The organism is Maribacter huludaoensis (assembly GCF_029350945.1).
Classification (GTDB): Bacteria; Bacteroidota; Bacteroidia; order Flavobacteriales; family Flavobacteriaceae; genus Maribacter; species Maribacter huludaoensis.
Map to the genome: position 1 here is coordinate 769,907 of NZ_JARKMS010000001.1, position 13,605 is coordinate 783,511.

The 13,605-nt window shown below is 38.1% G+C and carries 13 protein-coding genes; 5 read left to right on the forward strand and 8 right to left on the reverse strand.

Features of this window, described 5'->3' with window-relative positions:
- Positions 1–27 precede the first annotated feature (27 nt).
- Together PXC01_RS03395 and PXC01_RS03400 are read left to right on the forward strand one after the other, a co-directional pair.
- Positions 28–375: a four helix bundle protein gene (locus PXC01_RS03395; protein WP_276470966.1), complete on the forward strand. Its 348-nt coding sequence runs from the start codon at positions 28–30 to the stop codon at positions 373–375.
- A gap of 36 nt (positions 376–411) precedes the next feature.
- Entirely contained in the window at positions 412–744 is a 333-nt protein-coding gene (locus PXC01_RS03400; RefSeq protein ID WP_027065921.1) for a 2Fe-2S iron-sulfur cluster-binding family protein, read from the forward strand.
- A gap of 567 nt (positions 745–1,311) precedes the next feature.
- Here PXC01_RS03400 and PXC01_RS03405 read toward each other — a convergent pair.
- Positions 1,312–3,051, reverse strand: coding sequence for an ABC transporter ATP-binding protein (locus PXC01_RS03405; RefSeq protein ID WP_071340471.1), 1,740 nt, complete (start codon positions 3,049–3,051; stop codon positions 1,312–1,314).
- A gap of 170 nt (positions 3,052–3,221) precedes the next feature.
- On the opposite strand from PXC01_RS03405, the gene PXC01_RS03410 reads away from it, so the two are divergent.
- The 3 genes from PXC01_RS03410 to PXC01_RS03420 are packed head-to-tail and all read left to right on the forward strand — an operon-like array spanning position 3,222 to position 6,889.
- Positions 3,222–4,265: a TPM domain-containing protein gene (locus PXC01_RS03410; protein WP_276470967.1), complete on the forward strand. Its 1,044-nt coding sequence runs from the start codon at positions 3,222–3,224 to the stop codon at positions 4,263–4,265.
- Between the two features lie 48 nt (positions 4,266–4,313).
- Complete coding sequence (locus tag PXC01_RS03415; protein WP_276470968.1) at positions 4,314–6,491, forward strand: acylase; 2,178 nt, start codon at positions 4,314–4,316, stop codon at positions 6,489–6,491.
- Between the two features lie 20 nt (positions 6,492–6,511).
- Positions 6,512–6,889, forward strand: coding sequence for a PH domain-containing protein (locus tag PXC01_RS03420; protein ID WP_276470969.1), 378 nt, complete (start codon positions 6,512–6,514; stop codon positions 6,887–6,889).
- A gap of 4 nt (positions 6,890–6,893) precedes the next feature.
- Here the strand turns inward: PXC01_RS03420 and PXC01_RS03425 are convergent, their stop codons facing one another.
- From PXC01_RS03425 to PXC01_RS03455, 7 genes are all read right to left on the reverse strand, one after another.
- Positions 6,894–7,547 carry a hypothetical protein gene (locus PXC01_RS03425; protein WP_276470970.1) on the reverse strand — a complete coding sequence of 218 codons (654 nt, stop codon included), beginning with the start codon at positions 7,545–7,547 and terminating at the stop codon, positions 6,894–6,896.
- A 107-nt stretch (positions 7,548–7,654) separates the two neighbouring features.
- Positions 7,655–8,719, reverse strand: coding sequence for a dipeptidase (locus tag PXC01_RS03430; protein WP_276470971.1), 1,065 nt, complete (start codon positions 8,717–8,719; stop codon positions 7,655–7,657).
- Positions 8,720–8,721: 2 nt separating this feature from the next.
- Positions 8,722–9,834, reverse strand: a complete 1,113-nt coding sequence (locus PXC01_RS03435; protein WP_276470972.1) for a D-TA family PLP-dependent enzyme — start codon at positions 9,832–9,834, stop codon at positions 8,722–8,724.
- A gap of 5 nt (positions 9,835–9,839) precedes the next feature.
- Positions 9,840–10,307, reverse strand: coding sequence for a RidA family protein (locus PXC01_RS03440; protein ID WP_276470973.1), 468 nt, complete (start codon positions 10,305–10,307; stop codon positions 9,840–9,842).
- A 12-nt stretch (positions 10,308–10,319) separates the two neighbouring features.
- Positions 10,320–11,636, reverse strand: coding sequence for a gluconate:H+ symporter (locus PXC01_RS03445; RefSeq protein ID WP_276470974.1), 1,317 nt, complete (start codon positions 11,634–11,636; stop codon positions 10,320–10,322).
- Positions 11,637–11,731: 95 nt separating this feature from the next.
- Positions 11,732–12,427, reverse strand: coding sequence for an aquaporin Z (gene aqpZ / locus PXC01_RS03450; RefSeq protein ID WP_276470975.1), 696 nt, complete (start codon positions 12,425–12,427; stop codon positions 11,732–11,734).
- A gap of 199 nt (positions 12,428–12,626) precedes the next feature.
- Positions 12,627–13,526 (reverse strand): metallophosphoesterase, encoded by a 900-nt coding sequence (locus PXC01_RS03455; RefSeq protein WP_276470976.1) that lies wholly within the window; start codon positions 13,524–13,526, stop codon positions 12,627–12,629.
- Positions 13,527–13,605 lie beyond the last annotated feature (79 nt).

The following is a 13,605-nucleotide window of genomic DNA, read 5'->3' on the forward strand; positions in this document are numbered from 1 at the left end:
AGGGTATAGGATTTAGGGGTTAGTAAAATGGCAGTAAAAAGATTTGAAGATTTATTAGTTTGGCAAAAATCACAAGATTTAGCTGTTTTAGTTTATCAAGAATTTATAACCTTGAAAGATTATTCTTTTAAAGATCAAATATCTAGAGCTTCTGTTTCAATATCTAATAATATTGCTGAAGGTTTTGATAGGAAAACTAATCCTGATTTTATCAGATTTTTATATTTTGCGGCAAGTTCAAATAGCGAGGTAAGGTCTATGTTGTATTTGTCTGAAAGATTAAATTATTTAAAAAAAGAGAGAACAGTTGAGTTAATTGAAAAGTCCAACGAAATTTCTAGTATGCTTTACGGACTAATTCAGTCAATAAAATAAACTAGTTCACTAATCCCTAACTACTAAACCCTAGTAATGACCGACATCAAAATAAAAATTACAGACCGCGACGGAGTATTACATGAGATAGATGCGCCGACCGATATGAATATGAATTTAATGGAAGTAGTTCGTTCTTATGAACTTGCTCCAGAAGGTACTATAGGTATTTGTGGTGGTATGGCAATGTGCGCTTCTTGTCAATGCTATGTGTTGTCAGATACAGAACTTCCAGAAATGGGTGATGATGAAGAAGCCATGTTATCTGAAGCATTTAATGTAAAAGATAATTCACGCTTAGGCTGTCAATTACATATCACCGAAGATATGGACGGACTAGAAGTAGAGCTAGCTCCAGAGGAATTATAAGAGTCTAATCATTGCGAGAAAACGAGATGCAATCGGAATTGACGAAGCTATCTGTTGAAATGATTCTAAAAGCTTGTTATAGTCTTATAATTTGAAAATTAATTTTTATTTTCCAACAGCCAACAGCCAACAGCCAACAGCCAACAGCTATTAAGCAGATATGAGTTCCAAATAAACAGATAGCCACGCTTTGCTCGCTATGACGAAAAGATTATTGCTTACGTCATTGCGAGAAGTATTTCGCGACGAAGCAATCTGTTAAATTCGTGTTCCTAAGTTTTTCGACTACTGTTAATATGAAAGATTTTTTTGTGGTTTAGTGTCAATATAGAATTGTATTGAAAATGGTTTAGGTACTGGCGACAGTTCTCAATACCTGCCCGCCGGCAGGCAGGCAAATTTTCTCATACTTCGAAAATTCACTCGAACTGACATTTTATATTTTCAACAGAATTTTTGAACTTGAACTTAAGTTTTGAACTTGTTTTTTGAATTTGTATTTATTTTTTCTCCTAACTCCTAACTCCTAACTCCTAACTCCTAACTCCTAACTCCTAACTCCTAAAATTATATCCTAGCCTGATACGTAAACAGATTATGGTATCTACCTTCTTTGGCAATCAGCTCTTCATGGGTTCCCTGCTCAGCAATACGTCCGTTTTCAATCACTAAAATCTGATTCGCTTTTCTGATAGTGCTTAAACGGTGCGCAATGACAAAAGTGGTTCTTCCTTTCGTTAGTTCAGCCAAACTCTTTTGAATTAAAGCTTCACTTTCCGTATCAAGATTAGAGGTAGCTTCATCTAAAATCAAGATTCTTGGATTTGCCAACACAGCTCTGGCAATGGCAATACGCTGGCGTTGACCACCAGATAATTTTACGCCACGTTCCCCTATAACGGTATTCAATCCGTCTTCAAATCTATCTGTAAATTCATCTACGTACGCTGCTTTAATCGCTGCTTGTAATTCCTCTTCAGAAGCATTTGGTCTAGGGAAAAGAATGTTCTCTCTAATAGTGCCCTCAAATAGAAAATCATCCTGTAAAACCACGCCTAAAAATTGTCTAAAACTGGTTAGGTCAACTTTTGAAAGGTCCGTGCCATCAATGGTAATTTCACCGGAGTCAGGGTTTAAAAAACTAGCCGCTAAACCTGCAATGGTAGACTTCCCGGATCCAGAACTACCCACAAGCGCAATAACATCACCAGATTTAGCTTCAAAGCTAATGTTGTGCAAGACATCTTTATCTTCCTCGTACGCAAAGCTTACGTCCTTAAAAGCCATATCTCCTTTTAATTGGGAAAGCACAATGGTTCGGTCTTTTTCGTCAGACTCTGAAACCTTGTTCATCAATTCTTCGGTACGATCTAAACCGGCCAAAGCTTCGGTCAGCTGGCTTCCAATATTGCTCATTTGTACAATGGGCGCTACCATTAGGGCAAGAAGAAAAGTAAACTCAAAATACTCGCCCGTAGTCAATTCGCCCTGCATCATTTGGTATCCACCATACCCCATCATAATTCCTGTAGTGGCCAATCCCAATAAAAAGGTAGAAGCACTGGTCATAAAAGCGGTAGCCGTTAAACTCTTTTTTACATTTTGGTATAATTTGTCGACCCCTTCTTCAAAAACCTTACTTTCTTGCACCTCTGCGTTAAAGCCTTTAATAACGCGTATTCCACCAAGGGTTTCCGTTAGTCTTCCTTTTACTTCTGCATTAATTTTACCACGCTCCCTAAAAACAGGTCTTATAATCTTAAATGCCTTTAGAGCAATGAATGCAAATAATATTAAGGGTACAAAAGTCAATAAGGTCATTATTGGGCTAATTCTCAATAACAATACAAGAGACACTACAGCGGTAATGGTACCACCAACAAGTTGTACGAGTCCGGTGCCAATTAAATTTCTAACCCCTTCCACATCGCTCATGATTCTAGAAACTAATGAGCCGGATTTGGTGTTGTCAAAAAATCGAATAGGTAATGAAAGTACTTGCTTTTGTACCTGTGCACGAAGCTCGGAAATCATGTATTGTGCCTGAATGCTAAGCACTTTGGTAAGTAGGAAAGACATGACCGCTTGTACCAAAAATGCAAAAATAACAACGGCAACCAATATTTTTAATAGGTCATAGTTTTTATTAGGGATGATATCATCTAAAAAGTATCGTAAAGAAACCGGAGCCACAAAACTAGCAGCTTTACTGATTACGATAAGCAATAAACCCAACAAAACCAGTTTTCTGCGTGGCCATATAATTGTTTTAAAAGCGGTTAGTATACTTACTTTTTTTTCTGCCATTGAGATGAATTGTTTGGTTTTTAATGTCTGGTCGAGCGTAGTCCAGACCGACCGATAATGATCCGCAAGTTACTTCAATTCTAAACTTTAACCGAATCTAGAATAGATTTTGATATTGCTGTCCGGTATCGATAAAGGTTTTTATATTTGAGTATCCTGATTACCGCCCGATGCTTAAAAAAACCATTTTTCTTTTTTTATTAGTTACTTTTTATACGAATGCACAACAGCAATACTATGAATTGCGTGATTTCGTAACCGATAGTGCAGGCATTTTCACAGCAAGTCAAACAGCAGATTTAAATCAGCGTTTGGTAGCGTTTGAGGAGAATACTACCAATCAACTAGTAATAGTCACGATAGAAGAGTTGGGTTTTGATACCATTGAGTCTTATGCGAACGGACTGTTCAATCAAAATAAAATTGGTCAAGAAGGAAAGGATAACGGACTACTGATTCTGTTTTCAGAATTGGACCGAGAAGTAAGAATAGAGGTAGGTTATGGGTTGGAACCGTACATTACAGATGCCGTGGCCTCAAGAATTATTAGAAATACGATGATTCCCAAATTTAAGGAGGAGGCATATTTTGATGGTGTTGATGAGGCTACTGATCAGCTTATAGCGTTTCTCAATAACCCAGAAGCCTTAGATGAGTTTAAACAAGAAATTGAAGATAAAAAACGGAAGGAAAGGCTTTATATGAACATTTTTCTTGGTGTTTTTCTGTCAATATTTATTGGGGTAGGTGGTTTTTTCTTTCTTAAAAGCTATAGAAATATTATAGAGGTTTTTAGAGGAATATTTATGGGTAAATTAGGCGTATTACCTGGTGTTTTTATGCTTTTAGGAGGTTCTATTTCTACTATTTTTGGTTTGGTATTTATGGTGGTGCCTCTTTTTGTGGGGTATAGTATTTATACCGCAGACCAAGATCTTGCCATGCGAATTTTTGATCATCCTAAAGTTCTGTTGTGGTTATTACTACCGTTTTTTGGCATAGCTGCCATAATCGCTTTTTTTAAGCTTAAACTATCTGATAACGAAGATTTCAGTATTTCGTGGCTAAAGAACGATAAAACATATTACAGAAAAACATTTTCATCATCAGGTTCCCACTCTTTTGGTTCGGGCAGTAGCTCATCAAGTGGTGGTAGTTCATTTTCTGGCGGTGGCGGCAGTTCAGGTGGTGGTGGAGCAAGCGGTAGTTGGTAAAATTCAAGTACTTTTATGTATCTCAAATATTCAAAATAAATAGCATCCATGAACAGAATAATTTACTTGTTGACATTTGTATTGGTTTTGTCATGTAAGACAAATAAACCAGAGAAGGGAGAAATAGAAAAATGGGAAGCACAAGCTGAGAATGTTGAAATAATAAGAGATGACTTTGGAGTACCCCATATTTATGGTAAGACAGATGCCGATGCAGTGTTTGGGTTATTGTATGCCCAATGCGAAGATGATTTTAATCGCGTAGAGCAAAATTATATTTGGGCAACAGGTAGGTTGGCAGAAGTAGATGGCGAAGAGGCCTTGTATAGCGATTTGCGCGCAAAACTGTTCATGACCGAAGATGAGGCTAAAGCGAATTATGAAAAGAGTCCCGCTTGGTTAAAAGAGTTGTGTAATGCCTTTGCCGATGGTATCAATTACTACCTATATACGCACCCGAAAGTAAAACCTAGATTATTGACACATTTTGAGCCATGGATGCCCATGTATTTTAGTGAAGGTTCTATTGGTGGGGATATTGAGCGAATTTCAACAAAGAAGATTGCTGCCTTCTATGAAAGTGATATGGCATTACCAGAAATGGAATTGTTGCAATTAGAAAAGGAAAAAGAAGCCGAGGAGCCACAAGGTTCTAACGGTATTGCTATTTCAGGTAAATTGACACAGTCCGGTAATCCGCTGTTATTGATCAATCCGCATACCTCGTTTTATTTTAGGGGAGAAGTCCATGTAGTTTCCGAAGAAGGATTAAATGCCTATGGTGCGGTAACTTGGGGTCAGTTTTTTGTGTATCAAGGTTTTAATGAAAAAACCGGATGGATGCATACATCAACCTATACTGATGTTATGGATGAATTTAAGGAGACAATAGTTAAGAACGATGATGATTTATTTTATAAATACGGAGAAGAATTGCGACCGGTACAATCATCTGAGATAGTGTTGAAATATCTTGATGGTAAAAAGTTAAAAGAGAAAAAGTATCCGGCATATAGAACTCACCACGGACCAATTACTCACGTTGCCGATGGGCAATGGACAGCATCTGCTATGATGTGGGAGCCGGTAAAGGCGTTAGAGCAATCATTCATCCGCACAAAACAAAACGGGTATAAAGGTTTTCGGGATATGATGGATATTCGTACCAATTCAAGTAACAATACGGTATATGCAGATGCGGAAGGCAACATCGCTTATTTTCATGGAAATTACGTTCCAAAAAGAGATGTTCAATTTAATTATACAAAACCGGTAGATGGTAGCAACCCAAAAACAGATTGGCAAGGTTTGCATACGGTAGATGAAAATATTTTGATATTAAACCCGGAAAACGGATGGATCCAGAATTGTAATTCTACACCTTTTACATCAGCTCTAGAATTTAGTCCAAAGAAAGAAGACTACCCAAATTACATGTCTAGAGATCAAGAGAACTTTAGAGGCGTTCATGCCATAGAATTATTGAAAGACAGAAAAGGGTACACCATTGATAGTCTTATCCGCTTAGCGCATGACCCATATTTGCCGGCTTTTAAAGCCCTGATACCTGGGTTGGTGAAAGCATATTACATCAATGAAGAACAAAATCCTAAGTTAAGAGAGCCAATTAAAATTCTTGAAGAATGGGATTTTACAACAGGTGAAGATGAGGTAGCCATGACATTGGCTCATTTTTATGGTACCGCAATGGGTAAAAAAGCCAAGCATCCGGGTAATATGAGTGATATGGAACTCATAACCTTTTTAGGTACGCATACAGAAGAATCTTTAGAAATATTCGAAGAAGTAATTGACCAATTAACAGCTGATTTTGTTACTTGGAAAATACCTTGGGGAGAAGTCAATAGATATCAGCGAATAACAGGAGAGATAAAACAAGATTTTGATGACTCCAAACCTAGTATACCTATTGGTTTCGCTTCTGGTAGATGGGGTGCTTTAGCTGCCTATGGTGCACGTTACACCACTGATGGAGCAAAGAAAATTTACGGTACTAGAGGAAATAGTTTTGTTGCCGTCGTAGAATTTGGTGATACCGTAAAAGCCAAAAGTATTTTGGCCGGTGGACAAAGTGGAGACCCTGCCTCACCTCATTTTGATGATCAAATTATTAAGTATAAAAATGTAAATTGGAAAGAAGTACCTTTTTATAAGAAAGATGTTTTAAAAAGAGCAGAAGAAACATATAATCCTGGAAATAGATAAATTGATAAAGAAGTTAGATTATGGGATTGTTGAATAAAATATTAGGTAATGCCAGTGAGGTGTCTGTAGAACAGCTATTAAAAAAATATGGTCGTTTATTGATAGATGGAGAGGAAATTGAGTTGGGATTTTCCCTGTTGCGCGATGTTTTTATGTTTACTAACAAGCGTTTAATTTTAATAGATATACAAGGTATTACGGGAAGTAAAATTGAATACAAATCGCTCCCTTATAAGAATATATCAAGGTTTTCTCTTGAAACTTCGGGTACTTTTGATTTAGATGCTGAATTAAAAATCTGGATATCTAGTGAAAACGTACCAAGTGTAAGCAAAAAGTTCAATAAGAGTATAGATGTTTATGAAGTACAGCGGTACTTGGCAAGCAAAGTAATGTAATTGTTTACATAGCTTCTTTGGTAACGATCAAAGTAGCCTTGGACCCTGCGGACAACAACCATTTATTGGAGTAGATCAGTTCCCCTTTATCGTTATACACATCTACTTGCGCAGTATTTGGGGCAGAGGATCCATGGTTAAGTGCTTCAAAATCCAAGCGGTTAAATCCATCTTGTAAGTCTACATTGATTCCTTTAAACGCTCCGGTTAGTAGCAGGTTTTGTTCAACGACTATATCGTTCATGTAAATCTTAACACGGTCTCCATCTACATATTCATGGTCCCTGCAAACAATACCTATGAATTTCCCACTACTTTTTACATCACCTAGATATTGATCTGCAAAATATTGACCGGAACCACCTAATCGCTCACCAGGTCCAATGCGTGGGTCAATTTTCATACCTGCACCTGCCTGCACGAGTTCTTCGTCACGCAACATTTTTATAGGCTTTGGGGCTTTCATGTCCACACTTGGCTGTTCTTTAATTAAGTTGGGCATATTTAGAACAGATCCATTGTTTGGAGTACCACTAGAATTAATGGGATTTACCTTATCAATTTTCAAAGGTTTTGAGGTAGGTAAATCTGTTTGGGCAGAAACCTTAGTCGTAGAAAACGAGAGCAATACAATAAAAAGAAAAAAAAGGTTTCTCATCGAATCTTAAAAATTGATATAATAAAGATAACAAATACCCTGCCATGGGCACTTAAGGCTTCGTTAAAATAAGTATTGGGCAGTGTTTTTTCGATAAAAGAACTATTCTATTTCAATTTTTCCCTTAAGAACGAAATAAAATTTCCGTTCATTATTTGCTCAATGTCTTGAGGTGAATAACCTCTGTTTTCCAGTAAATGAACACATTTTTGCAAATCTGCAATGGTATCTACATCGGCAGGACCTTGTTCTTTTCCAAATCCGCCGTCGAGGTCAGAACCGATACCTACGTGATTGGCATTACCTGCAAGTTGACAAATATGATCAATATTATCGAGTATTTGTTGTAGACTTACGCTGGCAGATTGCGGTGTAGAAACCCCTCTTTCCCAATTTGGAACCATCATCCAAGCATCAAGTACAACACCTATAATACCTTTACGCGCTATAATTTCCTTGATTTGTTCATCTGAAAACTGTCTATGGTGATTAACTAGGGCTCTACAATTGTTATGACTTGCCCAAAGAGGACCGTCATAGTTTACCATAGTTTCCCAAAAGCTTAAATCACACAGATGAGTCACGTCAAGTATAAGTCCTAGTCGTTCTATTTCTTTTAGAAGTTCTCTTCCCTTGGCGCCAATACCACCGGATGAGTTTGTGCCATGGGCGTATGTACCAGGACCGTAATGTGCAGGTCCAATGGCACGTAACCCTTGATCATATGAGCGTTGTAGGTATGAGATGTCTATGATAGAATCTGCACCTTCTAAACTTAATAAATACCCAATAGGTTTCTTTTCTTTATCGGTTTTCCAAAGTTCTAGGTGCGCATCAAGTTGGGTTTTGTTTATAATCTGAACCATTTCACCAGCATCTTCCATGCTTTTGTACCATGCAAGTTGTCCTTGTGTATGTGCCCATGCCTGTTGAGGTGACTTCCATCCCGGTAGTGCATTGTCTTTATGGACATAACGGGCAATTTGCGTTGCCATGCAGAGCCCGATATTGCCTTTTCGCATAGCATCTAATGATACTGTATTGTTACCTCTATCTGGCTTGTCGGTCATGCCTTGTTCACCTTTTCTGATATCTTCAACAGACCAGGTAAGGTCACGGTTCCACTCCATGGCGTTCATGGACAAGTCTAAATGGGCATCGAAAATGAACATACTTATATCGTAGATTTTTGGGTTCTTGCAGTTACCGGCCAATGATCTATAACTTTATTATCCTTAACAACCGTAAGGGTATCGTATTTGGCTACGGTAGGGCAAATATGTTTAGGAACTGCGTAATGCACATCCCCTACCTCAGGTATGGTAAGGTCGTCATACTCAACGACCAAATGCTCTTCTGACTGACTAACTTGCTTACTGTGCTTTAGGTCTAAAAATACTATTCTGGGAAAAGGCATCTCAGGTGCTAAGGATTTATGACCAAGGTCAAAACAAAGAATTCCCGTAGTTGGTTTACTTAGAATACGTGTCATTAGTACAGCTGCGGGCAAAAAATGCATCTCAGGAAAGAGACTTCCGTAACCGGCATCCCAAAGTAAAGTAGTGCCCGGGCTGGCCTCCACGTCATCTCGTTTACAGTGAAAGGGAAAAGTCGGTGAGCCACCGGCCACTATTTTAGGACTTGGTATGTCAAGTTTCTCAATGTTGGCTTTTAAGCTCAATACAGGTTCAAATGCAGTATTGCATTCCGCCTCACGAATAGTGGGGTCTGTATGGCGTAAATGACCATCATACACATGTAAGCCTTCAGCAATTAAATGCCCACGTTCGCTTAGCTCTCGATATAGGGCCAATGCCTTTTGATCAGGAGCTATACCCGTTCTGTTCATTCCGTTATTAATATCTATCCACAACGGAATTTTAATGTTGTTGGCTTTAGCAAGGTCACCTAAAAGTTGTAAAGATTTAGAGTTGTCAACAAGAGTGGAAAACTTGGTATTGCCGTATGCTTTTATAAGTTCAACAAAGCGTTTGGTATTAGGGCCTATCGGTTGCATGGCCAATAGTACATCCTTGGCCTTGCAATTACCAAGTAATTCGGCTTCTGCAATGGTAGCGCATTTAAATTTTTGAATACCGGCATCCATCTGCATAGCAATGATATTGGCGTTTTTGTATGTTTTAACATGCGGACGCAAGAAATTTACATCGCCCCTCATAGAAATCATTAATTCAATATTATGTTGAATTCTATTGGGATAGATTAATAAGGATGGAGAAATTACGTCTTCCGGATGGGTCAATGAATACCAATTATTATCTTCCATTTCTGTTAATGATGTAGTTCAAAATGTGCCTCTATCTCTACAGGAATACCACCAGGTAAAATCATACCAACCGCACTACGAACACCTACACCGTTATCAGGTCCAAAAATATCAGCTATAAGTTCACTGAATCCGTTTATGACCAAAGGCTGTTGACCAAAATCTGTAGTGGAATTTACCATCCCCAATGTTTTTACGATTCTTTTGATTTTATCAATATCGCCAAAATGGGTTTGTATGGTAGAAAGCATGGTCAAGGCAACTTGCCTTGCGGCAACTTTTGCCTCTTCCATCGTCATATCATCACCAGCTCTGCCTACCATCAAAGACCCATCATTTTGCATAGGACCCTGACCGGAAATATATAAAAAATGGTCAACGACTAAAACAGGTTTATATAGCCCTGCGGGAGGTGGGGCAGGAGGTAAAATTAACCCTAGGTCCTTAATTCTTTCAGATGGCTTTTTTTGCATATTTATATTTTTTCAGATGAAGGCGTTAATAGCCAAAACACCGATTAAGCCCATAACACCTACGGTGGTTTCCATAACTGTCCAGCTTTTTAAAGTGTCGTTTACGGATAGATTAAAGTATTCTTTAAATAACCAAAACCCGCTATCATTTACATGAGATAGCATTAAACTGCCAGATCCAATGGCAAGCACCATTAATTCTGGGCTAACACCGGTGCCTTGCACCAATGGCAGTACAATACCTGCAGCGGTTAAACCGGCAACAGTGGCAGAACCAACGCAAACGCGAATTACGGTAGCGATCAGCCAAGCTAAAATTAATGGAGAAATGGAAGATTGCTCTAATATTCCACCAATATATTCACTTACACCGCTATCGATCAAAACTTGCTTTAGTGCGCCAGAGCCAGCAATAATTAGTAGTACCATAGTTATGCCCGTAATGGCACTACCAACAGAATCCATGACCTCTTTCATACTTTTTCCTTGACCTAAACCTAAAGTGTAAATGGCAACCAAAACTGCAATAAGCATGGCAATAGCTGGGTTACCCATAAAAACTAAAACCTTGGTAAGAAAGAAATCTGCAGGCAGTAAAAGTTGGGCCAATGCGGCAACAGCAATTAATATAACAGGTAAAAGTGCACTGATAATACTATTTGCCATGCTTGGCATTTCATCTTCCTTTAAAACTACAGGGTTAAGAAATTCTTTAAGTGGGGTTGCGTTAATACCTTTTAAAGTTCTTGAAAGTAATGGTCCTGCAACAATAATGGCAGGTATAGCGACTATGATTCCGTATAACAAAGTCTTGCCAATATCGGCATTAAACATAGTTGCAAGAGCCGTTGGTGCTGGGTGCGGAGGTAAATATCCATGGGTGACAGACAGCGATGCAAGCATGGGTAGCCCTACGTAAAGTAGTGGTAAGCCGGTGGCTGCCGCAATGGTAAATACCAATGGAACTAGGATTACAAATCCTACGGAATAAAACATGGGTATACCCACAATAAATCCGGTTAAGACAACGGCCCATTGAATATTCTTTTTACCGAACTTCTCAACTAATTTGGTGGTAATACGTTGTGCGGCACCACTATCTGCAACCAACTTGCCCAACATGGCACCAAGTCCTAGAATGATGACAAGAAAGCCTAGAATATTACCGATTCCTTTTTGAATGGAATCGACCACACTAATGGGCTCCATACCTTCGGCAATACCAACGAATAAAGAGACGATGATAAACGTGATAAAGGCATTAAGTTTAAATTTGGCAATGAGAACAAATAGGAGAAGAATTCCTATAATAACAATAAGTAGTGGCATATTTAATAGCGTTGTTTAGTTGATTCTTTAAATATACCATAAAAAAAAAGCTCATCATATTTTATATAATTATGATGAGCCCATTGTATAAAATACTATAATCTATCTGTCATTTCTGGAGATATTGCTTTATAGACCAAGCCGGCTAAAATTGCCCCTACTATAGGTGCCAGCCAAAATAACCACAATTGATCTAGTGCCCAATCGCCAACAAAAAGAGCCTGGCTGGTACTACGGGCAGGATTAACGGATGTATTTGTTACAGGTATGCTGATCAAATGAATTAAAGTAAGGCATAACCCAATTGCCAATCCAGCAAATCCTCTAGGTGCTTTTGTGTAGGTAGACCCTAGAATAACGAACAAGAAAATAAAGGTCATTACTAGTTCTATGATCAAGGCAGAAGTCATGCTATATCCTCCGGGCGAATGTTCTCCGTAGCCATTGGAAGCAAAGCCACCTAGTACAAAATCAGATTTCCCAGATGCAATTAAAAATAGAATAGCTGCACCGGCAATACCGCCCATTACTTGGGCAATAATGTATGGAAAAACGTCTTTACCTTCAAAACGGCCACCTATCCAAACCCCAATAGTAACGGCCGGGTTAAGATGACAGCCAGAAATATGCCCAATTGCATAGGCCATGGTTACAACTGTTAAACCAAAAGCCAAAGAAACACCAACAAAGCCAATACCCATTTCCGGAAATCCTGCGGCAAGCACGGCACTGCCGCAACCACCTAATACAAGCCATAAGGTGCCGATAAATTCTGCAATAAATTTTTTCATTTTTATAAGGTTTAATTGATTGTATTAGTTTAGAAACCAAAACCTTATGGAAGTCACAATATTTTATATATAATTTTAAGAATTTTAATGAATATTAAATTTTCAATGAAGACATTATTATGTTTTAAACGTAATTATTAATAAATATTTAAAATTATGCATTGTTAAATAATAATGAGAAAACACTTGGGTACAAGGTTTATGCTCGTTCTATATAATCTCTAAGTTTTTGAGGTCCTTCCAGCAAAATCCTAACCACGCGTAGGGTACCGTCATCGGTAGTATTTATTTGCCATTTGATCAAAGAGATATTACCCTTTTCAATTTCAATACCGGTAATACTTCTTGGGTGAACGCAGCTGCCATCGTTAAAGAGAGGTATGTCGCCAGGTTCGGGAAAACGTGGTCTATGTGTATGGCCTACTACTGTAATTTTAAGGTTGTTCTTAAGGATCCACTTTTTTATTCGGCGCTCTACTTTTATAAGTTCGGTATAATTTCTGGCAGGAGATGTGGGGTCCGCAATACCCCAAACTTGAAGAGGTTTCCAAAGAATTCTTACTAAAAACCTACCTACTCGCCAAAACCTGTAATTCCACCAATCTGCTTGGTGGCCATGTGTAAGAAAGATTTCCTGTTGTGTTTCTTTATGTTTTAAAATAAGTGCTTCATGATATTTAATACCCTCAAAAAGAGATTTATCTTTATCGTCTATAGGCTCAAAGTAGCTGGATAAATGTTTTTTAACGTAAGCATCATCTTTATAGACCATGTCATGATTTCCCCAAATCATATGCAATCTTTTTTCTAGATGAAATTGCTTTAAAAGCTTGAATACATTTTTATGGGCCTCAAATATAGATTCGAAGTGAATGTTTTCCCAAAGTTCGTCGCCATCACCTAGTTCACAATAATCAAATCCTTCGGAATGATAAAATTTTAAAGCGTGAAAATAGATATTTCTATTGTTGGCAAAATCATCGGCAAAACTGTTATCGCCTCTGTGGCAATCACTAAAAAGTATAAACTTAGAAGTGTCGTCGAACGGAATAACTTTAGCGTTTTTGTAAGCTCTATTTAGTCTGCTATCCGATGACATGGGTTATTTTTCTCTAAATATCCGAAAATCAAGTCAACCATACGGCTTACGGCACTAAAAAATATGGTAGGTTTTGTAA

Coding starts and splice junctions, on each gene's coding strand:
- PXC01_RS03430 (WP_276470971.1), bottom strand. CDS start 8,719: ATGTTCATTTTCGATGCCCATTTAGACTTGTCCATGAACGCCATGGAG.
- PXC01_RS03410 (WP_276470967.1), top strand. CDS start 3,222: ATGCTTAAAAAAACCATTTTTCTTTTTTTATTAGTTACTTTTTATACG.
- PXC01_RS03455 (WP_276470976.1), bottom strand. CDS start 13,526: ATGTCATCGGATAGCAGACTAAATAGAGCTTACAAAAACGCTAAAGTT.
- PXC01_RS03395 (WP_276470966.1), top strand. CDS start 28: ATGGCAGTAAAAAGATTTGAAGATTTATTAGTTTGGCAAAAATCACAA.
- PXC01_RS03415 (WP_276470968.1), top strand. CDS start 4,314: ATGAACAGAATAATTTACTTGTTGACATTTGTATTGGTTTTGTCATGT.
- PXC01_RS03445 (WP_276470974.1), bottom strand. CDS start 11,636: ATGCCACTACTTATTGTTATTATAGGAATTCTTCTCCTATTTGTTCTC.
- PXC01_RS03405 (WP_071340471.1), bottom strand. CDS start 3,051: ATGGCAGAAAAAAAAGTAAGTATACTAACCGCTTTTAAAACAATTATA.
- PXC01_RS03425 (WP_276470970.1), bottom strand. CDS start 7,547: ATGAGAAACCTTTTTTTTCTTTTTATTGTATTGCTCTCGTTTTCTACG.
- PXC01_RS03440 (WP_276470973.1), bottom strand. CDS start 10,307: ATGCAAAAAAAGCCATCTGAAAGAATTAAGGACCTAGGGTTAATTTTA.
- PXC01_RS03400 (WP_027065921.1), top strand. CDS start 412: ATGACCGACATCAAAATAAAAATTACAGACCGCGACGGAGTATTACAT.
- aqpZ (WP_276470975.1), bottom strand. CDS start 12,427: ATGAAAAAATTTATTGCAGAATTTATCGGCACCTTATGGCTTGTATTA.
- PXC01_RS03420 (WP_276470969.1), top strand. CDS start 6,512: ATGGGATTGTTGAATAAAATATTAGGTAATGCCAGTGAGGTGTCTGTA.
- PXC01_RS03435 (WP_276470972.1), bottom strand. CDS start 9,834: ATGGAAGATAATAATTGGTATTCATTGACCCATCCGGAAGACGTAATT.